General features: G+C 44.3%; 13 protein-coding genes and 1 pseudogene. 9 read left to right on the forward strand and 5 right to left on the reverse strand.

Annotated features, from left to right (window positions below):
- Positions 1–14: 14 nt before the first annotated feature.
- Positions 15–458, reverse strand: a complete 444-nt coding sequence (locus MED222_RS20890; protein ID WP_004731749.1) for a dCMP deaminase family protein — start codon at positions 456–458, stop codon at positions 15–17.
- Positions 459–717: 259 nt separating this feature from the next.
- On the opposite strand from MED222_RS20890, the gene MED222_RS20885 reads away from it, so the two are divergent.
- From MED222_RS20885 to MED222_RS20875, 3 genes are all read left to right on the forward strand, one after another.
- Positions 718–1,854: an efflux RND transporter periplasmic adaptor subunit gene (locus tag MED222_RS20885; protein ID WP_009844788.1), complete on the forward strand. Its 1,137-nt coding sequence runs from the start codon at positions 718–720 to the stop codon at positions 1,852–1,854.
- A gap of 11 nt (positions 1,855–1,865) precedes the next feature.
- Entirely contained in the window at positions 1,866–5,018 is a 3,153-nt protein-coding gene (locus tag MED222_RS20880) for an efflux RND transporter permease subunit (protein WP_009844789.1), read from the forward strand.
- A 332-nt stretch (positions 5,019–5,350) separates the two neighbouring features.
- Positions 5,351–6,037 (forward strand): MaoC family dehydratase, encoded by a 687-nt coding sequence (locus MED222_RS20875; RefSeq protein ID WP_009844790.1) that lies wholly within the window; start codon positions 5,351–5,353, stop codon positions 6,035–6,037.
- A gap of 212 nt (positions 6,038–6,249) precedes the next feature.
- Here the strand turns inward: MED222_RS20875 and MED222_RS20870 are convergent, their stop codons facing one another.
- Positions 6,250–7,065: a phosphate ABC transporter substrate-binding protein gene (locus tag MED222_RS20870; protein WP_009844791.1), complete on the reverse strand. Its 816-nt coding sequence runs from the start codon at positions 7,063–7,065 to the stop codon at positions 6,250–6,252.
- A 253-nt stretch (positions 7,066–7,318) separates the two neighbouring features.
- On the opposite strand from MED222_RS20870, the gene MED222_RS20865 reads away from it, so the two are divergent.
- Positions 7,319–7,681 (forward strand): DUF3024 domain-containing protein, encoded by a 363-nt coding sequence (locus MED222_RS20865; RefSeq protein ID WP_009844792.1) that lies wholly within the window; start codon positions 7,319–7,321, stop codon positions 7,679–7,681.
- A gap of 257 nt (positions 7,682–7,938) precedes the next feature.
- On the opposite strand, the gene MED222_RS20860 is transcribed toward MED222_RS20865, so the two are convergent.
- Both MED222_RS20860 and rnb read right to left on the reverse strand, forming a co-directional pair.
- Positions 7,939–8,745, reverse strand: a complete 807-nt coding sequence (locus tag MED222_RS20860) for a helix-turn-helix domain-containing protein (protein WP_009844793.1) — start codon at positions 8,743–8,745, stop codon at positions 7,939–7,941.
- A 114-nt stretch (positions 8,746–8,859) separates the two neighbouring features.
- Positions 8,860–10,866, reverse strand: a complete 2,007-nt coding sequence (gene rnb / locus MED222_RS20855; protein ID WP_009844794.1) for an exoribonuclease II — start codon at positions 10,864–10,866, stop codon at positions 8,860–8,862.
- Positions 10,867–11,174: 308 nt separating this feature from the next.
- Between rnb and MED222_RS20850 the strand changes: the two genes are divergently transcribed.
- The 3 genes and pseudogenes from MED222_RS20850 (at position 11,175) to MED222_RS20845 (ending at position 16,883) form a co-directional block, all read left to right on the forward strand.
- Positions 11,175–13,256 carry a DEAD/DEAH box helicase gene (locus MED222_RS20850; RefSeq protein WP_032554996.1) on the forward strand — a complete coding sequence of 694 codons (2,082 nt, stop codon included), beginning with the start codon at positions 11,175–11,177 and terminating at the stop codon, positions 13,254–13,256.
- A gap of 170 nt (positions 13,257–13,426) precedes the next feature.
- Positions 13,427–14,748 (forward strand): annotated as a pseudogene (locus MED222_RS21160) (IS4-like element ISVbsp1 family transposase).
- Positions 14,749–15,689: 941 nt separating this feature from the next.
- Positions 15,690–16,883: an acetate/propionate family kinase gene (locus MED222_RS20845; RefSeq protein ID WP_009844798.1), complete on the forward strand. Its 1,194-nt coding sequence runs from the start codon at positions 15,690–15,692 to the stop codon at positions 16,881–16,883.
- Between the two features lie 314 nt (positions 16,884–17,197).
- Here MED222_RS20845 and MED222_RS20840 read toward each other — a convergent pair whose 3' ends face one another.
- Positions 17,198–17,836 carry a hypothetical protein gene (locus MED222_RS20840; protein ID WP_009844799.1) on the reverse strand — a complete coding sequence of 213 codons (639 nt, stop codon included), beginning with the start codon at positions 17,834–17,836 and terminating at the stop codon, positions 17,198–17,200.
- 486 nt (positions 17,837–18,322) lie between these two features.
- Between MED222_RS20840 and MED222_RS20835 the strand changes: the two genes are divergently transcribed.
- Entirely contained in the window at positions 18,323–20,359 is a 2,037-nt protein-coding gene (locus tag MED222_RS20835) for a TonB-dependent receptor (RefSeq protein WP_009844800.1), read from the forward strand.
- 189 nt (positions 20,360–20,548) lie between these two features.
- Positions 20,549–22,672, forward strand: a complete 2,124-nt coding sequence (locus MED222_RS20830; protein ID WP_009844801.1) for a TonB-dependent receptor family protein — start codon at positions 20,549–20,551, stop codon at positions 22,670–22,672.
- Positions 22,673–22,675 lie beyond the last annotated feature (3 nt).

Raw genomic sequence — 22,675 nt, forward strand, 5'->3', positions numbered from 1 at the left:
CCTAGCGTTAGAGATTAATCCAGGTCAGCGAGTGGCAACCAGTCTACTTCTACACCAGCTTGCTCAAACATATCTTGGCTTATCTTGATCTTATCTCCCCAACGAGAAAGGAAATCTTCACTTTGCTCTGGGCAATGTACCGCTGAAATTCCAGTTTGGATGATTTTTGCTGCACAGTTCGGACAAGGGAAGTGAGTGACCCAAACTTCACAACTGTCTAAATCACGTTTAGCAAACAAGATTGCATTTTCTTCAGCGTGAAGTGTCTTGAGGTATTTCATCTCGCGATCGTCAGTATCCGCACTATCAGACACGCCATGTGGGTAGCCATTAAAGCCAACTGAAACAATACGGTTGTGCTTAGTGATGACGGCGCCGACTTGAGTTGAAGGATCTTTACTCCAAGAACCGACCAATTCCGCCATTTGATAGAAACGTTTAGCCCATTTTGAAATCATGAGAATTCCTTAACAATTAAATGTGAATGCTTATCTGTCTGACAATACATGATGTTAGACAATATCCATAGAGAACAAAAGCTGAGAGGTTGATTTACTTAGAAATTGTAACGCGTTTGTAATTACTTTATAAGCACTTAGTTTCAATTAACATATTGATACACTTTGGTTCGTTATAATTGATATTCCTCGGACAATAGTAACGGGTGTGTTACGTAAATTTTATACTGTTCAAATACTAACAAGTGACGGTATAACCATGCGTAAAAAGTTGATCCTTACGGCTCTTGCAAGCTCTCTTATTCTTGCTGGATGTGGGCAAGATGCTCAAAATGCCAAGCAAGCGCCTCTACCTCTCGTAGCTGTACAGGATGTTAGCGTTGTTTCTCACCAGCAAAGTAAGTCGTACATCGGTCGTATTGAAGCCGTTGAAGACACGGCTATCACAGCGCAGGTTTCTGGCTATCTACAAAGCCGTCATTTCAATGAAGGTCAAATGGTTGAAAAGGGGCAATTACTGTACTCCATTGAACCCTCTTCATTTGAAGCTGAAGTAGCAAGCGCAAAAGCGTCTGTTGCTCAAGCGAACGCGAACCTTAAAAAAGCCGAGCTTGATTTTAACCGAGGTAAGAACCTTCTCCCTAAGGGGAGTATTTCTCAATCGGAATTTGATGCATTGACAGCAAACTTATTGGGTTCTCAGGCACAGCTTGAAGCAAGTCAAGCACAGCTCAATGCAGCCAATGTTCAGCTTTCTCATACCAAAATTATTGCGCCTTTCTCTGGACGAATTAGTGACACCAAAGTGAGCACGGGTGATCTGGTTTCACCGTCTTCAGGTGTACTGACTACGTTGGTTAGCCTAGATCCAATCCATGCATCGTTCAGCATCAGTGAGCGTGAGCGTATTGAGCTGGGTATGGATCGCATCGAAGGCGACGGCAGCAGCGATTCTGCAGGTGTTGAAGTTCAGATCATGCTTGAGAATGGTGAAGCGTTCGAACATCTAGGTCAGCTTGATTTCTTGGGTAACCGTATCAACCTCAATACTGGTACGATCGCGATGCGCGCAATTGCTGATAACCCGAACCAGCAATTACTTCCAGGCCAACACGTTCGCGTTGATCTACGTGAAAAGCAATCTATTGATGTTGTGACTATTCCGCGTCGTGCGGTTCAAACCGACCTAGAAGGTGACTTTGTGATGGTATTGGTTGAAGGTGAAGCCGCACCAGTTGCTGAGCGCAGAAACATTGAGATGGGGCGACAAGTTGAAGGTGGTGTGATCGTTCATTCTGGTCTAGAGAAGAACGACGCAGTGATCACTCAAGGCCTACAGCGTGTACGTAATGGTATGTCTGTTCGTATTCAAGCTTCTGCTGAACAAGCTGAGTAAGGGGGCTATTTATGTTAAGTCGTTTCTTTATTCAAAGGCCTAAGTTTGCCCTTGTCATATCCATAATATTAACGCTGGCGGGTGCGATCTCTCTCGCTATCTTACCAGTGGCCGAATATCCAAAAATTAGCCCACCATCGGTCAGTGTGTCGGCATTCTACACGGGTGCCAGTGCTGAAGTGGTGGAACAGGCGATAGCCGACCCCATAGAGACATCGGTGAATGGCGTAGAAGATATGATCTACATGTCTTCTAAAAGTGCTAATGATGGTTCATACAACCTTAACGTGACCTTTGATGTCGGGACTGATGCTGATATGGCTCAGGTCAACGTTCAGAACCGCGTTGCTCAGATCGAATCGAAACTTCCACAAGAAGTAAGAATGGTGGGTGTAACGGTCAAGAAGCGTTCACCTGACCTATTGATGGTATTGAACTTCTACTCGCCGAACGGAGAGTACAACGACCAATTCCTTATCAACTACGTGAACTTGAACATTAAAGACCAATTGGCTCGTGTAAAGGGCATCAGTGAAGTTAACGTGTTGGGTGGTGGTGAATACGCGATGCGTGTTTGGTTAGATCCTGAAAAAATGGCTAACCTCAATATAACTACCTCTGACGTGAATCGCGCTTTGGCGGAGCAGAACGTTCAAGTCGCTGCAGGCCGTATTGGAGCAGCGCCTTATAACAACGCGCAAGAAGTGCAATTCAACTTGGTGACAAAAGGCCGATTAGAAACGGCTGATGAGTTTGAAAATGTAGTGCTTCGTGCAAATCAAGACGGTTCAACGGTTTATTTAAAAGACGTTGCACGTGTTGAGCTAGGTAAAAAGTTCTACGATGGTAACGGTAAATACCGTGGTCAAGACGCTTCAATCGTAACGCTGTCACTTCAGTCAGACGCTAATGCGCTGGAAAGTGGTAAAGCAGTCATGGCGATGCTAGACAACCTAAGCAAAAATTTCCCTGAAGGCGTTGCTTACGAGGCGAGTTACGACACCACACTATTCGTTGCTGAGTCGATTAAAGGTGTAGTTAAAACACTCATCGAAGCAATTTTGCTGGTTATCGCAGTAACGTACTTGTTCTTGGGCAGTGCCCGTGCAACCTTGATTCCTGTGGTTGCGATTCCGGTATCTTTGATTGGTACTTTTGCGGTCATGCAGATGACCGGCTTTACCATCAACACAGTAACCCTGTTTGGTTTGATTTTGGCGATTGGTATCGTAGTAGATGATGCGATCTTGGTTATCGAGAACGTAGATACTACGATGGCCAAAGATCCTACCATTTCACCGCGAAAAGCAACACTGATCGCGATGAAAGAAGTGACCGGTCCAATTGTGACATCTACATTGGTACTGCTTGCCGTGTTTATCCCTGTAGCGATGTTGCCAGGTATTACCGGCATCATGTATCGCCAGTTTGCTCTGACTATCTGTATCGCGGTTGTGATCTCTTCTATTAACGCTCTAACGCTGTCGCCAGCATTGTGTTCATTGGTTCTTAAGCAGGGCGGTGGTAACACAGCACGTTGGTACCAAGCGTTTAACCGTGGTCTTGAATCAGTAACCAGCAAGTACGGTCAAATTGCAGGCTTCCTTGTGAAAAAGGGTGTTCTGCTGTTTACCTTCTTCGTTGTGGCGCTAGCAGCGGTAACTTACTTCGCGAAAACCACGTCTACGGCTTTCGTACCTCAAGAAGATAAAGGCATCTTGCTGGTTAACGTGCAGCTTCCTGACGCGGCATCGCTGTCTCGTACAGAAGATGTGACAGAGCAGTTACTAGAGATGGTTGAGCAAGAGCCGGGCGTTGATGGTGTGACACTGGTTAACGGCTATGCATTCATGACGGGCGCTTCAGCTTCGAATGGTGCGTCGATGTTCATCAAGCTCCACGATTGGGAAATGCGTAACGCACTAGACGGTCAACATTCAGCGCAAGCTATCTCACAACGTATTAATGGCCGAGCAGCAACAGAACTGCCTCAAGCGATTGTATTTGCAATGGGACCTCCTGCGGTTCCGGGCATGGGTGCTGCGTCTGGTTTTGAGTTTGTTCTCGAAGATACATTAGGTCGTAGCCGCACTGATCTGGCGATGGTAATGAATGACGTGATTGCTGAGGCAAATAAACAGCCTGAGATTTCACATACCTTCAGTACCTTCCGCGCCAATGTACCTCACTACTATGTCGATATTGATCGTGAGAAAGCGCAACAGCTAGGTATTCCCCTATCGGAAATATTCCAAACGCTACAAGGCAATCTTGGGTCAATGTACGTGAATGACTTCACCATGTTTGGTAAGAATTTCCGTGTCACCATGCAAGCAGACAGTGAACACCGTAGCAGCATGGATGACCTACAACGATTCCACGTGCGTTCGTCTAATGGCGAGATGATCCCGTTAAGCACATTGGTGACTTACGATCAGATCTTTGAACCAGACGTAGCATGGCGTTACAACATGTACCGCAGTGCGGTGATTCAAGGCCAACCAGCACCGGGTTACTCAAGCGGTGATGCGATTGCTGCAATGGAACGTGTCGCAGCTGACGTGCTGCCTCAAGGCTACCAGTACGAATGGACAGGCATGGCTTATCAAGAAGTATTGGCAGGCAACCAAGCGATCTTTGCTTTTGCACTGGCTCTGATCTTCATCTATCTGTTCATGGTGGCGCAGTACGAGAGTTGGACAATCCCTATAGCGATTATCTTAGTGGTACCGGTTGCAACCTTAGGTTCTTTCTTGGCGCTGAACCTGACAGGCACACCGCTGAATCTCTATGCACAAATTGGTTTGGTCCTCTTGATAGCTTTGGCCGCGAAGAACGCAATCTTGATTGTGGAATTCGCAAAGGTTGAGCGTGAAGAGAAAGACGCACCGATTGAAGATGCGGCGGTGAAGGGCGGTACGCTGCGTTTTCGTGCTGTGAACATGACGTCTTGGTCATTCATTTTAGGTATATTCCCGCTTATCTTCGCTGCGGGTGCTGGTCACGTGAGTCAAAACTCATTGGGTATTTCTCTGATTGGTGGCCTGCTATGTGTGTTGTTAGCGGGTACGTTCCTAATCCCTGGCTTCTATGCATTCGTGCAACGTAAGCGTGAGAAGGCACACGGTGGCAATACCAAGTTGATTCCACTGGACGATGAATAGGGAAGTTAGTGTCTTGTAGGATGAGCCCTTTACAAGGTTTCTCCTTGGTAATTAATTTCTTGTAAAAACGAAGGCTTAGCATTGTGCTAAGCCTTTTTTATTCCACTTGTGAATAAAGAATCTGTTTATATAATGAAATGTTTATTATAAGGTAGAGTTAATACTCCAATTAAAGCTCTCCAATAAAATGGTGTTTTATTCTTAGGTTGTTGTTTTTGTTGGATATATAAGTGTTCGGCTAACACTTGTATGCTCGAAAGTATTTGCACAATAGTGTGAAGTGTTTCAAAATTACCAAGTTATATTGAAATATTTTGTGCATTGAGGTTCTTATGAAAGTCATTGATTTATTTAAACACCGAGGCGACAGCGTGTCTTCGCAACACTCAGAGTTTATGCAATGGATGTCTCCAGCTCTTAGAGATTACTGGGGAGACTTTCTGAATCGCACGCAAAATAGTCATTTCTTTGCGTGGGTTCGTGATCACCACAAACCTGCTGTCAATGAAGATGCGCCAGAGATGCCTGTTGAACCACAGATCGTACTTAAGCCAGAAGCACAACTTGTATTTGATGAGCTTGAACAGCAGATCGGTGAAGTGATCCATACTGGTGATTGGATCAATGTAAGCCAAGACAGAATCAACCAGTTTGGCCTCGTTACTGAAGATATGCAGTGGATTCATACAGAGCCTTCTAAGGCTGAAACAGATTCTCCGTTCAAAACAACCATTGCACATGGTTTTCTGACTTTGTCTCTGCTTCCTCGACTGACAGACAGTGTTGATCCTGACAAATCTCAATTCCCAACGGCGAAGATGGTTGTAAACATTGGTCTTAACCAAGTACGTTTCCCATACCCTGTAAAATCGGGCAGTAACGTTCGCGCTAAAAGTACGCTAACAAAAGTAACGCCAATTAAGAAAGGCCTAGAGATTGAACGCGAAATCCGTGTAGAAATCGAAGGCATCCGTCGTCCTGGTGCTGTGATTGTTTCGGTGATTCAACTTCACTTCTAGAGCTTTTTTATAAGTAGAATTGCTTTTAGCGAAGCTTATAGATTCAAAAAAGAGAGAGCTTAAGGCTCTCTCTTTTTGTTTTTGTCTATCAAGGCGATATCATCAGCATCCTAACAACATCACAAAAGTCGTTATCTTACTTGATACGTGTGTAGTTATTTAATGCGTTTGTAGTTACTTAATGCGTTTGTAGCTACTTAATGCGTTTATAGTTACTTGATGCGCGTGTAACCGTACTCTTCGATAAGATCTTGCCCTTGTTTTGACTTCACGAACTTAATGAAATCTTTGCTCTCGTCAGAAACTGATTCAGTTTTGTGCAGCAATAAGAATGGGCGAGCCAATTCATAACTGTGGTTGGCGATGTTCTTAGATGTCGGCTCAACGCCTTCAAATGTGATTGCTTTGATCGAACGGTCGATAGAGCCAACAGAGATGAATCCAATCGCATGTGGGTTATGGTTAACAATCGTTTTTACCATGCTGTTGCTGTTTACAACCAAGTTATTTGGGTTGATGTCAGACACTAGACGGTCGTTAATGATTTTTGTCAAACCAAGTAAGCTCTCGAAGCTGTAACGTGAACCAGAAGAAGCTTCACGAGTTACAACTGCGATAGGTTGATCCGCACCACCTATGGCTTTCCAGTTTGTGATTTTTCCTTTGTAGATATCGAATAGCTGTTCACGTGTAACGTTGCTTACACCGTTTGAACGGTTAGTCACGACGGCTAGGCCGTCAAAGGCAATTGGAAATACCTTCAATTTTTCGCCCTGTTCGCGGTCAGTTAAGTAACGTGAGCTCATACCAATATCAGCGACACCTTTATTGACCATGGTAATACCCGCTGTAGAACCGATGCCTTGAACCGCAATATAGTTATCAGGGTGAGTCTTGTTGTACTCCTCAGCCAATACATCCATCACACGTGATACCGAAGTGGAGCCCGAAATATTGGTTTCTTGTGCAAAAGCAGCGTGAGAAGACAGGGCTAAGGATAAAAGAGAGGCAAGCGCGACTCGTAACATAAACAACTCCTAGTTAATAACATTTGCCGGCTATGATAGGTCGGTTATATGACAATTTTGTGAAATTCTATCCGCTCAATGTGTCGCTATTAGCTTGATGAGTGAAAGCGAGTTAGGTTTACAAAAGCAGGATTCGTTTCTGGGAGCAGGACGGGTATTTTGTTTGCGCTAGTTCGCTAAAATGTTGGTTGAGTCCTAAGCTAAACAAAGGAATTCACTACTTAGAAGTTTCTATGAAGTTACAAGAGGTGTTATGTCCGTCATTCATATCGAACTGAATCGTCTTTTAATTGGAGCTGAGAAGCTCTGTACATCTCGAAATCGCAGTTTACCTGTCGAGCTAGGCAAGTCCCTTTATGAAGAGTGTGAGGGTGGTGTGCTGTTTTCTCAGGCTCATTATCTGCTCGACTCATCTCATAGCGATTACACAAATGAGATCGCCTGCGTTAGTTTTGATGAGTCACTGTCATGTTGGTTGGTAATGGTGCCGCTAGAAGGTGATGTAAAAACCGATTCAGTAAATTGGGGGCCTTATCCTTACTTACCTCAATCGAAGGATCTTGATGCTATTTTGTCTGAAATAGAAAAAGACCCTAAATCGTACTTCTGGTCGTGATTATTCTGTTGAGATGTTTGCGAGGGGCTTGATACCTAAAACGAACAACTTTTTTTAACTCACCACATTACAACCTATCTGAGTCACTAAAAACAGTCTACGTTAATAAAGCTTATCTGCGTCAGTAAAACGATCTATGTTACTAAAACTATCCGCATCACTATAAATGATGGATGTCACTTCAAATTATGCCAATAAGATTGCGTAGTTATACCAATCACAGTGAGTAAGTGATCAGTGATTTACTACGATTGGTATTAATAAGATTGTGAAACCAAAGACCGGAAATCTTTTGGTGTTTTGCCGTGATAGGTTTTAAAGGCGGTACTAAAATGCGCCGCACTTTTAAATCCGGATTCATAAGCAATTTGAGTAATCGATTTGTTCGATGTTCTGAGCTGTGTGGCTGCGTGGGCGATTCGCTTTATCTTCAAGAGGTTTGAAAACGAAAGGTCTTCCGCCGATAAACGGCGTTTAAGTGTGGCTGGTGACATCCCCATATAGCTGGCTAGGGTATCGAGTGAGATATTATTTTCTATATTCTGTTCAATGTAATGAATGACCTTTTGTGTCACCGTCAATCTAGAAATTCGGCTAATAATCGTTAATAGTTCCGGATACTGCTCAACCATTAAAGACAGCAAACCTAAGCCTAGCTGGGTGAGTGCGTAATCATTCTGAGTCGATGAATTGGCCAGGGACATGATGAGCTCTTTCAATTGGCAGATTTCGGTATCCGTTTGATTGAACTTAATGTACTTATCTGGAGTTTGAGTGGATTCTAAATCACTGAACTGATTTATGAACTTTTGGAAAATTGCCAAATCAAAATCTAAGCAAATCGCACTAAACTCACCATTTTCAGTGTCGACCGTGATGTCTTTAATCTGACCAGAATTGTAAAGCGTGAAATCTCCCGCTTTTAACGAGGCTTGGGTGCCATTGGGCAGCATAAAAGATATGCTTCCTTTCGATACCATAAAGATACCGTTTTTAGAGGCGGGGTAGCGTTCGCGTTTCCTGGGAATAAAGTTTCTGAATTGAGTGACCGTGATTGATGGCATAGTGAGCTTCTTTGGCGTTGTAGATTAATTGCTTTTTTTAGTATTGTTTAAGCATGAGACATTTACAAAAAAGGCGCTAATAATTAGCGCCTTTAGAAGTAAACCTATCAGAAATTAGGCTTCGGTTTCATTTGTCGTTTCAGGCCCGCTAGGCAAGTCCGCAAAAACTTGTGTAGGTTTTGCTACCAAGTTACGGTTTTCCTGATTAACTTCTGAGAGAACTACTTCTAAAACGTCTCCCAGTTTGTATACCATTTCTTTATCGATAGATACAGTACCCATATCACCGTTGCACTCTATTCTCTCTTTATTATCAAGAATGAGAGAGCCAGGGATAAACGCCGCTGCACCATTGTCAAGTAGGCGTACACGCATACCTGCGCGGTTAATATCGAAAATCTCTGCTTGGAAACGAGTTTCTTCAACTGGAGCGTTCGCTAGAGTACGAGCATACAACCAATCGCCAACGTTACGTTCAGCCATACCGTGGTGACGGCGGTGCAGGGCAAGTTCATCACCAATGGTTTCGTCTGGTGTTTGAATTGGCGCTTTACCTAGGATGTGTGCTTTAAGCATGCGGTGGTTAATCATGTCACCGTATTTACGAATTGGAGAAGTCCAAGTTGCGTAAATGTCTAATCCCATTGCGTAGTGCGGCGCAGGTTCATTGCTGATCTCGCTGTATGCTTGGAATTTACGAATACGGTTGTCGTAGTAGCTGTTGTCTAAAGAACCTAACCAACGACGCAGAGTAGCAAAACCTTCCAGAGAAACGATCTGCTCTTCTGTAAACGGCGTCTCTGCTTCTGGGTTAACCAGCTCCAGAACGTCTGTTAATTTCTCAGCTTTAAAACCAGAGTGACAGTTAAAGACACCTTGGTTAAAGCTTTCTTTTAATACTCGACCTGCACAGATGTTCGCGCTGATCATAGACTCTTCAACCAACTTGTTTGCGCTACGACGCATGTCCGCGTGGATAGCGACAACATCGTTGTCTTCGCTAAGTTCAAAGCGGTAGTCAGGACGATCTGGGAACACAACAGCATTGGCTGAGCGCCATGCTGAACGCGCTTGTGCGAATTGGTGAAGATCAGAAACAATTGCAGCAATCTCTTCTGACGGTTGCCATTTCTCTGATGCACCTGTTTCTAGCCAGTCTGATACGTGGTCGTAAGCAAGACGAGCGTGAGATTTTATGTTTGCAGCGAAGAAGTTAATGTCATCACCGATAACACCATCTTTAGATACCGTTACTGTGCAGCAAAGTGCCGGGCGAACTTCGTTCTCTATGAGTGAACATAAGTTGTCAGCTAGATCGCGAGGCAACATTGGGATGTTACGACCAGGCAGGTAAATAGTGAAACCACGCTCGCGAGCCACTTTATCCATTTCATCATCTGGAGAGATGTAAGCGGTAGGATCAGCAATTGCGATAGTCAGTTCGAAATCACCGTTCTCTTTCTTCTTAGCGTAAAGCGCATCGTCCATATCTTTTGTGCTTTCGCCATCGATAGTCACAAAAGGGACGTGAGTCATGTCTACACGTTCAAGATCAGCGTCGTCTTTGATCTGCCAGTCGTCGATGCCTTCAGGTTCGCTGTTTGGTAGGTCATTTTGCGCTAGCGTTACCCACCAAGGCGCGATTTTGTCATCAGCGTCTGTGATTTTCTCAGAGATCTGAGCTAAGAAGCCGTTGTCACCTTTTAACGGGTGTTGAACGATATGAGCAACAACCCAGTCGCCTTCTTTAAGCGTTTCAGGGTTCAAACCCTTCTGTGCTTTCGCTTTAAGCTGCAGTTTTTTCAGTTGCGGGTGATCTGGAACAACGTTCAATCGACCTTTGAAAAGCTTAACTCGTGCAATAAAGCGAGTAAGACCCTGTTCAATCAACTCCTCTGGCTCTGCAACTTCGCGCTCTTTCTCTGTGCGAATGATGGCAATCACCTTGTCACCGTGCACACATTTTTTCATGTACGGCGGTGGGATGAAGAAGCTAGTTTTGCTATCGACTTCGAGAAAACCAAACCCTTTTTCAGTGGCTTTGATCGTACCTTCCTTTTTAGGGAGGGTTTCTTGGATTTGCTGTTTGAGTTGAGCGAGTAGAGGATTATCTTGAAACATTTGACTTTTATCTATCGAGGACAATTGAGCACACTATAATCATTGCGAGGCTTGATTACTACTTAAAGGCGAAGTGAGCGTAAATTAATTGCCCTCTTATTTAACTAGGTCAATTTGCTAGAAGTTTGGTGCTGTGACGAGATATTCATCAAGTTTTGACGATATGATAGCCAGTGTTGATGTAAAACCGAAAAATATGTGATGTATTTCAATTTTTTCTGGCTTTTTTTATGCATTTAAGGAATAATCCGCCTCCCTTAGACGTCCCTAATGGCTTGAAGTGTTTTATTACTGCTTCGTAACTCTGAATGGAATCAGTATCTGATTGGATCAGTATTGGAATTGATAGAGCTCCCGGGACCTTTTGTTTACTTATATATAGTGGGATCCCAATGTCCGAATCTGTAATTCAATTTAATGAATTAGCCCTAAACGAAAACATTCTTTCAGCTCTTGATAGCATGGGTTTCGTTTCTCCGACTCCAATCCAAGCAGCAGCTATTCCTCTTCTTCTTGAAGGCCGTGACGCACTAGGTAAAGCACAGACTGGTACTGGTAAAACAGCAGCATTCTCTCTGCCTTTACTTAACAAAATCAACCTGAACCAACATAAACCACAAGCAATCATCATGGCTCCTACTCGTGAGCTAGCGATTCAAGTTGCTGCGGAAATCAAAAACCTAGGCCGTGATATCAAAGGTCTTAAAGTTCTTGAAATCTACGGCGGCGCTTCAATTGTTGACCAAATGCGCGCTCTAAGCCGCGGTGCTCACATTGTTGTTGGTACTCCAGGTCGTGTTAAAGACTTACTAACTCGTGACCGTCTACACCTAGATGAAGCGCACACATTTGTTCTTGATGAAGCAGATGAAATGCTAAAAATGGGTTTCGTAGATGACGTTACTTGGATCCTAGAGCAAGCTCCAGAATCTGCACAACGTGTACTTTTCTCTGCGACTATGCCTCCAATGGTTAAAACTATTGTTGACCGTTACCTACGTAACCCGGCTAAAGTTGATGTTGCTGGTACTAACCACACAGTTGACAAAGTAGCGCAGAACTACTGGGTTGTTAAAGGCGTAGAAAAAGACGAAGCAATGTCTCGTCTTCTTGAAACTGAAGAAACTGACGCGTCAATCGTATTCGTACGTACTCGTCAAGACACTGAGCGTCTAGCTGATTGGCTATCTGCACGTGGCTTCAAAGCTGCTGCACTGCACGGTGATATTCCTCAGTCTCTACGTGAGCGCACTGTTGATCACATCAAACAAGGTGTTATCGATATCCTAGTTGCAACTGACGTTGTAGCACGTGGTCTTGATGTTCCACGTATCACTCACGTATTCAACTACGACATCCCATTTGATGTTGAATCTTACATCCACCGTATTGGTCGTACTGGCCGTGCTGGACGTAAAGGTAAAGCGATCCTACTAGTTCGTACTAACCAAATTCGTATGCTTCGCACTATCGAGCGTGTAACTAAGTCTCAAATGGAAGAAATCCAACTTCCACAACGTGACGAAGTTGCTGCTGCACGTGTTGCTAAGCTTGGTGCTGAGCTTGAAACTGAGAAAGAGAGCAAAGCTCTAGAAAACTTCGCAGGTTTAATCTCTACACTACAAGAATCTCTAGAAGTTGATGCTGCTACTCTAGCTGCAATGCTTCTTAAGCGTCAGCAAGGTAAGAGCCCTCTATTCTACGTTGGCGAAGACCCAATGATCGCTGCTATTGAGCGTGATAAGAACCGTCGCAAAGAGCGTCGTGAAGATCGTGACAATGGCCGTGACGGTGGTGGTCGTAACTTCAATACTCAAGATTGGGATACATACCAACTACAAGTTGGCCGTGAGCAAGGCGTTCAGGTTAAAGACATCGTTGGCGCACTAGCAAACGAACTAGGCCTAACTAAAGGTTCTATCGGTGCTATCAAGCTAGACCAAGGTTCTACTTACGTTCAACTGCCAAAAGCAATGAACTCTGAAACTGCTGGTAAGCTAAGCAAACTTCGCATTCGTCAAAAAGAAGCTGGCGCTGTAGTTGTTGATTTCAATGACTTCCGTGAGCCTCGTCGTGGCGGCGGCGGTCGTGATGGCAACCGTGGCGGCGGTCGTGGCGGTCGTGATGGTGGCGGCTACCGTGGTAACCGTGAAGGCGGTAATCGCGAAGGTGGTAACCGTGAAGGTGGCAATGGCGGTCGTGGTGGCTACCGTGGCAACCGTGACGGCGCACGTGATGGTAACTCTGCTGGTGGTCGTGATGGCGAACGTCGCTTTGACCGTAACCGTGGTGGCGATCACCGTGGTAACCACCGTGGCGAACGTGGCCATGGCAACGCAGCAGGCAATGGCGGCAACCGCGGTCGTCGTCCAGAGCGCAACGAAGGTTAATCAACCTTTAGTTTAAGTGGAACTTACAAGCCAAGTGCTTATAGGTGAATAGCTTAAACAGTGAATTTAAAAGCCGAGCATAATGCTCTAATGCCGATCGTTTAAGAAGACTTGAACGATCTTGCAGTTAGCAGATAATCCCCATCAACAACGTTGATGGGGATTTTTTTATGCTTGAACAAGAATTAGCAATGGCACATGAGACCATTGAAGATGCCGATAATTATGAATCTGTTGTCGACGCCATTCAGATTGAGTGGATAGAACAAGCTCTTCTTGAAACTAATAAAGCGAGCATAAGACGACGTCGGCTTCCCGCTCAGCAAGCTGTCTGGTTAGTTATTTGGATGGGGCTGCAACGCAACATGTCTATCAAAGAGGTGTGCAGTTCATTAGACATTGCACTTCAGCCTAAACCTGAAGATAGCTGGTCTCGTGTTGCACCCAGTGTCCTAACTGATTCACGCCGACGTCTAGATGAGAGTCCGTTAGCGGCTCTGTTTCACACAACGGTAAAGGCTTGGAACGGAGATATCCTTCAACAAGACAAAGACTTAGAGCTTAATGTTCTTGCTGTGGATGGGACAACATTTAGGTGCCAGATTCCCCAGAGAACGCTGAAGAATTTGGGTTCATCTCTAAAAAATTGAAACCTTACCCTCAACTTCGTTTAGTCGCTTTGATGTCAACAGAAACTCGAATGATTATGGGGGCGGCTTTTGATGGCTGTCATGTCGGTGAAACGACCTTAGCTAAGCGCCTATTCAATGATATCCCCGCACATTCATTGACCTTATTTGATCGTTGTTATTTCTCGGCAGACCTCTTGTTGTCGTGGCAAGAGAGTGCGGAAAATGCTCACTGGTTAATGCCTGCAAAGCGTAAGCTACGCTATGAAGTGTTGGAGAAATATGCGGAGAACGACATGCTCATCTCAGTGCCCATCTCTCCTCAAGCTCAACGGCAGAATCCGAATTTACCCGCACGTTGGGAAGCCAGATTAGTCCTATATCAAGAGCCAAAAGGTGAGATAAAAGGTTTTATTACTTCACTTACAGACCCTAGTAGATACTCGCTAGAAAGCCTGCTGCGTATTTATTGGCAACGCTGGGAGATAGAAGAAGGTTATGGTGAAATTAAACAGACTCAACTGCAAAGTCACGTCACTTTACGAAGTCGTTTTTCTGCCGGTGTGAAGCAAGAGCTGTGGGGCGTATTACTTGCCTATAACTTAGTGCGATTAGAGATGGTTAAGATAGCTTCAGAAGCCGGGGTTCGAGCGACTAGGGTCAGTTTTACCGCCGCAATTAACCTTATTGATGCGCAATTACGTTGGTTAGCTTTAAGTCCAGACGGAACTCTACCTGTAAAACTGAAAAGGATGAGAGACAGTTTGAGTCACTTCATTCTTCCAGATAAAAGAAAAGACCGAACGTTTCCACGTTCAGTCCTCTTTGTCCCAGCCAAATATCCGTTCAGGTTCAAGCAATAATGCTTATCCGAACGGCATTAGAGCATAATGCTCGGCTTTTTTGTGCCTGCTATTTGAACTTAAGCTTTGGTTAGTTCTATATATTCGGCAGCTTACTTCAACTAAACGTCGTCCCTATATCTAATGTTAGCGCCTAAACTTAGCTGTATCGCGTTCTAAGTCTACATTGAAATAACGTGCTACAAGATACTAAAACAATGAGTGAAGGCTATCTAAGCGACGTTACAGTTCATTTATTCGTAGAGTTGTACTCGAATGCAATTAAAAGAAGATCGGATTTCGTCGTTCACTATTCCCAACTCTTGTGATCTTTTTGATGCAAACATTGAGCAATTGAGAAATCGAGCAAAAAGTAATCGGTAATGATAAGCAGACAAAAGGGAAGGGGCTAGGCGGATTACGTGCATTGGTTCGATTCACTCTAGTTAACTTAATCGAGTAGAAATTAGGGCGTGTTGATCTTTCGAGCTGGTTTTTGCAGCGAGTTGCTGGGTATTTATACAAGGCGGAGGCTTTGATGTGTAGCTAGTCTACATGAGAAGCCGATAACGTAGTAGAAATGACCAGCAAACGCTGCCCGAAGGGTTCGGCTAAAAGCGTTTTACTCTTTGTTGAGGGAGATTTGCTTAGAATGACTAGGCTACTTCCCCCTCGCCGCGATTAAAACGCTTTTATCTCGAACAAAATTTAACCTCGAAAGGTCAACACGCCCTAGTGTGAGCAGTCCTTTACTTCGTTTATTGACCAACTGTCATATTCAACTATTTTTTAATTTCGCTCTCGAAATAAATGAACTAATGACTCAGATCAACTTAATTGTGTTCATTTGGTGCTTTTTGTAAAACAAAAGTTGAAAGATTCAAAAATTATTGAATAATGGGCTTAACTAAAATTGAAGTAAACACTTCATCCAATTCGTACTGAAACAGGATCCATATCCAATGTCTAATTCGTTTGTTCTGGTTATTAACTCGGGTAGTTCATCCCTAAAATTTGCTGTTATTGATTCTGTTTCTGGTGAAGCCGTATTGAGTGGCTTAGGGGAGTGTTTTGGTCTTGAAGATGCTCGTATGAGCTGGAAGTATCAAGGTCAGAAAACTGAAATTGCCATTCAAGGTGAAGATAACCACCACAAAATTGCCATTGGCAAACTGGTTGGATTGATGGAAGATCTAGGCTTCACTGCTGATATAGTGGCTATCGGGCACCGTATCGTTCACGGCGGCGAGAAGTTCACTCAAACGGTTCGTATTACTGAAGAAGTAACGAGTGAGATTGAGAGCCTATCTGACCTAGCTCCACTTCATAACCCTGCAGGTGCTATTGGTATCCGCGCTGCGATTGAAGCTTTCCCTTCTTTACCTCAATTTGCTGTATTTGATACGGCTTTCCACCAAACAATGCCACAACGTGCATTTACTGGTGCAATCGCAAAAGAACTATACACAGACTTCGGTGTTCGTCGTTACGGTTTCCACGGTACGAGCCACTACTTCGTTAGCCGTGAAGCTGCGAAAATGGTCAACAAGCCAGTTGAACAAGCTAGCTTCATCTCTGTTCACCTAGGTAACGGTGCATCTGTATGTGCTATCAAAGACGGTAACAGTGTTGATACGTCAATGGGCTTCACACCGCTTTCTGGCCTTATGATGGGCACACGTTGTGGTGATTTAGATCCAGGTATCATCGAATACCTACTTAAAAAAGGTTGGTCACAAGAGCAAGTCTTTAATTCTCTAAACAAGGAGTCTGGCTTCCTTGGCGTGTCTGGTCTTACGAGCGATGCTCGTGGCATCCTAGAAGCGATGGAAGAGGGCCACGAAGGCGCTAAGCTTGCTTTCGAGGTGTTTACTTACCGCGTTGCTAAATACGTTGCTTCTTACCTTGCAACGCTAGACTCTTTAGACGGCATCATCTTCACTGGTGGTATCGGTGAGAACTCTCTACCAATTCGCCGTGAGATCCTAAGCAACCTTAAGATTCTTGGTTTTGTTGAAGACGTTGCAGGCAATGAAGCCGCTCGCTTTGGCGCAGAAGGTATCATCGCTAAATCAGAGATGTTAGACGCAGTAGCAATGGTTATTCCAACGAACGAAGAGTTCGTGATTGCTCAACAGTCGGTAGAACTTCTGTAATAGAGTTTAAGAAAATCAGATAATGAAAAGCGAGCCCAAGTGGCTCGCTTTTTTTATTTTCTTGTTCGGGATGAGTTGTAGTAGATCTGCTTGTTACCTGTCTTCTCTATTCGTTATCGAAGGAGAAAAAAGGCTACTAATGTAGCCTTAGAGTCATCTTGTATCGAAGCCCGCATCACTCGAGGGTGATACGCGCTATGACGATGTCGTAAGTTATGTCGTTTTGAGGGGAATGCTCGTTAGTTGAATTCCCCGTTTCTGCGAGAACGCTAAAAGACGAGAGTATGGCATGCCTTCTTTGCTAATCATGTTTGTCAGTCAACATAGGCTACTGAGCTTGGTTCTTTGTAGATACAATCAACTCCAGTTACATTTCCGTTGCCGTCTTGATACTGTGCATAAACTTTCCACAAGCCATTTTTCCTCTCCCCTAAAACAGTAACCCGGGTATTATTCCCATAAGTAGTACCGTTAGAGCCATTCCCTTTACCGAAAGACACTTGAAACTCCTTTTTTATCGCTTGCTGTATTTTTGCTCCATCAAAGTCCCTATTTGGCTGAACATGCAAAAACTCAAGCCCGCCTCCTTTCCCCGGTCGGATAGCAAACGTACAACCTGTTAATTGAGTGGTAACAAGGAAGTTTGCAGAATCATAGTGGGTGACTTTAGAAATGGACTCAGGCTTAAGTTGTTCAAACTGAGATACCGGTATGTGGATGCATTGAAGAGCTTTAGCGCTACTTGATAGCGCCGTTTTAGATAAGCGCAAACGCATCTCTGGCATTTGAACACCTTGATTGATACCAAGCGCCGTATCTCCGAGGCTATATAAATAAAAGGTAAGTGCTCCTTTTGATTGGCCAGCACTACTAATGGAAAGCGGACAACGATGTAAAAATTGTTCTAAATTTCGATTCATTAGCTGAGCAGCTTGATCTAATGTCAATGGCATAAAACAGTCCTTTGTTATTATTCATGATCTGTATGAATGCTTATAAAAATAAGCTTCCGTTTATAAGCATATATGAACATATCTAAGACTTCGATATTTGCTAGCCATTAAGTGATGTCGACTTGAATTATTGAACATTATTTTGAGGTATGACCAGTTAATAGGCACGCCGTGCTAAAGGGTATTAATCCCATCCGTTACCTGGCTCAAACCTTTATTTATTTGCTGTCTTTCTCCCTATCGAAAAGTCCTTTTTCTGAGTATTCCCAACCGTCGAACCTCGTTTTTACCTACTTTTATACGACATTATCCAATGTCTTAAGAGGCTTGTTCTTTTTATGATTTTGTTTTTATTGATTATTTTGTAAATAGCAATGTTGCATATCGTGCTGGAGGGGTAGGCGGTAAAATATATATTGCAAATATAAATGATATTTGTTCTTATTCGCGTCCATTGTGATTTATAAACTAAACCGGAATTAGAATATGAACGTTAGATTGGCTTTCACCCCCCTCGCTTTGGCAATTGGAGGTGCATTAACCACAGTGGCTACCGTGTCGAATGCAATGGCTTCAGAAGAAGTAACGGTGGATGAAACCGTGCAAGTTATTGGTCATCAGTACGAAGGCTACGCGGAGCACATGCCGCAATCGGGTACCAAAACGGATGTCGAATGGCTCGATGTCCCACAAGCCGTTTCAGTGGTCACTAAAACAGAGATGGAAGACCGTGGTGCGGTCCGTTTAGTGGATGCTCTTGATGGTGTTGCTGGTGTTAATAATACTTTAGGTGAAGGTAGTCGAGACCAATTTGTAATTCGTGGCTTTGATGCACTGAATGACATGTATCGTGATGGCATGCGTGATGATGGAACTTTACAGTCGTATCGAAGCCTATCCAATATTGAGCGTGTTGAAGTGGTAAAAGGCCCTGCAGGTGCTCTGTATGGTAGGGGCTCTGCTGGCGGCATCATTAACTTAGTTACCAAACGAGCGAATGGCGACAATTTTACCAATGTAAACGGCAGTGTTGGCAGTAACAACCAATTTGTAGGGCAGGTGGATAGCTCAATGGCGTTTTCAGATAAGGTCAATGGACGTATTAACCTGGAACACCGACAGGCTGATTCGTATGTAAACCATGTCGATTCTAATGATTTCTTTATTGCACCAACCATTCGAGTGCTGCCAGCTGAAGGGCATACCGTTGACTTAGATGTCGAATATGCACACCAAGAGCTGGTGCCATATCGTGGTGTTCCATCCAAAAATGGCAAACCTGTCGATGTCTCTGAGAGTTCTTTCTACGGTGGCACTAACGATTATCAAGAGTCCGATAGCCTGCGTGTTGGCATTAATTATGAGTGGCGCTTGAATAGCGAGTGGGTATGGACAAATCGAGCGGCATACAATCATATCGAACTTGAGCAAAAGGGCACGCGTCAAGGCACTGTGACGGGAGATAAAGTCTCTCAAACCGTGAACAATTTCGGTTATGACCCTCGAACCACAACGACGATGCAATCCGAGTTAGTGTGGGAAACCGATTCTAACCAAATGATGATTGGTGCGGATTATAACCAGATCAATATCGATTTAACGCTAGCAAGCGATAAAACCTTACCTCCGAAACACATCTATAATCCCGTCGTAGGAGCAACGCCTGATCCGGGTTTCAAGCCTTTCCGTGATAACACAACGACGACGACGGGTATCTACCTTCAAGATGTTTACACCTTGGGTGATTTATCGGTGATAGGTAACGTGCGCTATGACTCTATGGAACTTGAGCAGCAAAAAGCCGGGAAAGCCCAAGAGAAGCTAGATGATAACAAAGTGAGCTACCGTGGTGGCTTGGTCTATCGTATCAACAACGATATGTCGGTATACGCAAGCTTAGCTCGTTCGTGGCAATTGCCTTACTCCGGTATTTATATCAACCCTAAACTGGCTGAATTCTTCCATACCGATCTAAAAGAAGTGGGTGCGAAAGCTTACTTACTCGATAACGCTTTGATGCTCAATGCCGCTATTTTCCAAATTGATCAAGAACAACCACAAACCAATATTAATGGCGACGTTATCAATAAGATTGAAGCACGTCACCAAGGTATTGAACTGGAAGCTCGCGGTCAGATTACAGAGTTGTGGGATATTTCAGTTGGTTATAGCTACTTAGATGCAGAAGATAAAGATACAGGTAAAAAGCCGAATGATGTGTCTGATCATCTGTTCTCACTCTGGAGTACTTACCAATTATACGAAAACTGGCGTTTGGGCGGTGGTGTGAAATACGTAGGCGACCGCTACGCAGGCAACAATGAAGCCGTCGCATTAGGCGATTACACTACTGTTGATTTGATGGCTGCGTACACCACGGGTCGTCACAAAGTTCAAGCGAACGCTTATAACGTACTTGGCGAGAAATACATTCTCGGGGCAACCAGTGGTAAGTCGGGTACTAACCAGATTGGTTACGGAGCGCCAGCTGAATTCATGCTCAGCTACGGCTATCAGTTCTAAAAGCAAGTTCTGCTCGAAGATTTAGTTTATTTCTAAAAGCTATTTCAACTGAAAAAACTATTGATTTGTTCGCTACGAGTGAGTGAACAGTTGGCCTCATTTTGAGGTCGTTTAGCCCCATGGGTCAAAGCGTTGGTATAACTTAAAAGCACAGCCTTTGACCCTAATTTGCCTACTTAGGAGATTTTCATGCCTTACCAGAATTTGGATGGTAAACCCCACGCGCAACATAAACTGCGCTTGACCGTACTTGCAACAGCCATCGCTTCAGTGACTTCCATGAGTGCATTCGCTGCGTCTGATCCGCAAACGACGACCATGGAAACGGTTGTCGTGACGGGCAGCTTGATCGGTAATTCAGAATTAGAAGATGTGAAAGAGTATCCGGGAGCGCGTACCGTTCTAACTAACGAACAAATTAAAAAGACTGGCGCACTCTCTATTGATTCAGCATTTCAAAGTGTACCGGGCATTAAGGTTCAAGACGAAACGGGCACGGGTGTATTGCCTAACATCTCGGTGCGCGGCTTGAAAGCGAGCCGCAGTGGTCATGCTCAATTTCTAATGGATGGTGTACCACTGACTCTTGCGCCTTATGGTCATACCGGACAATCTATTTTCCCAGCAACGCTATCTATGCTTGACCGAATTGATATCGTACGTGGTGGTGCGGCTGTGCAGTATGGGCCAAACAACGTGGGTGGTGTGATCAACTTGGTGACTAAGCCTATTCCACACCAATGGCAAACGGAAATCAGTAATCGCTTTACGGTATTTGAAGATGGTAATACACCGCTTAATGACTTTTACCTACGCACGGGTGGTTGGTTAACCGATACGCTGGCACTTCAAGTGGAAGGTAACTTCCTAAAAGGTGAAAGTTTCCGCGATCATTCAGATACAGATGTAAAAAACTTCCAAGCGAAGTTGCAATGGTTACTCAGCGATACCCAGGAGCTACAAGCATTCGTTCAGCGTTACGATGCAGATACCCAAATGCCGGGCGCTTTGTCGCCAAAAGATTACCAGCAAGATCGTACTCAATCGAAGCGACCATATGACGAATACAAAGGCACATCAACGCGTTGGAGCCTGAAGTATTTGCATGATTTGAATATTGCGGATGGCGCAGAATTGGAAGTGCTAACATTTGGTCACCACTCTGAGCGTTTCTTCCAATGGGGCTTTAATAGCGCAGGCGGTCACTGGGCGGATCCAGCATTACCATCAACAGATATTCGTACCTCACCACGTGAATTCGCTGTTTATGGTGTGGAACCTAAGTTAGCGATGTACTTTGACGGTAATACGGTGACGCAAAACTTGATTGTGGGTGCTCGCTATGTAAATGAAGATATCGATTACAAGCTAACGCAAACGCCAATTACTGGCGGAGTAACAAAAGTGCCACGTGATTGGAACTTGAAGACCGATGCTTTCGCAGGTTACATCAGCAATGAAGTTGGCCTGTTTAACGACGTGCTAAAGGTTACTCCGGGTATTCGTTACGAATCGATTGATATGACCTTTAATGATTTAGGTAAAGCACAGAGTACAGACAACAAAGTGACCGAGTGGTTACCGGGCTTAACCGTGGCATACCATTTAACTGAGCAATGGGTTGGGTACACCAATGCGCAGAAATCTTTGCGCGCACCACAAATCGCTTACATCCGAGGCAAGGGTGAAGAGGGCAGTGAGCTAGCATGGAACTACGAGTTGGGTGCTCGTTACAATCAAGATTCAACTAGCTTTAATGTTGCGCTCTACCGCATTGATTTTGAAGACCAACTCCAATGGCAAAGCGGAACACAGACCTTTGATAATATTGGTAAAACGCTTCATCAAGGTATTGAGCTCTCAGGTCGTTATGTTCCGCAGGCTATGCAAGCTCTGAGTTTAGGCGCGGGTTATAACTATTTGGATGCGACGATAGAGGCAGAAGGTGCAAACAAAGGTAAGCAACTTCCTTACACATCGGAGCATCAACTTAGCTGGGATGCGACTTACGCCTTTAGCAAGGTAGATACGACCTTATCTGGTTACTATTTCAGTGAGTCTTATTCTGACAATGCCAATACCAGTGCTGAAGATGCATCGGGTGCGAAAGGCAAAGTACCTGCTTACATGGTATGGAACTTAAACCTAGGCTCAGACTTGTATAAAGATGAAAACAGTAAGTTACGCATGAATGTTGCAGTGAACAATTTGTTTGCTGAGGACTACTACTTCCGCGGTATTGATACCAGTCCGGTTGGCCGCTATCCAGCGCCAGGGCGTTCATACACTTTGGATCTGAACTATCAGTTCTAATCG

It is taken from the genome of Vibrio sp. MED222 (assembly GCF_000153005.1).
GTDB lineage: Bacteria > Pseudomonadota > Gammaproteobacteria > Enterobacterales > Vibrionaceae > Vibrio > Vibrio tasmaniensis_A.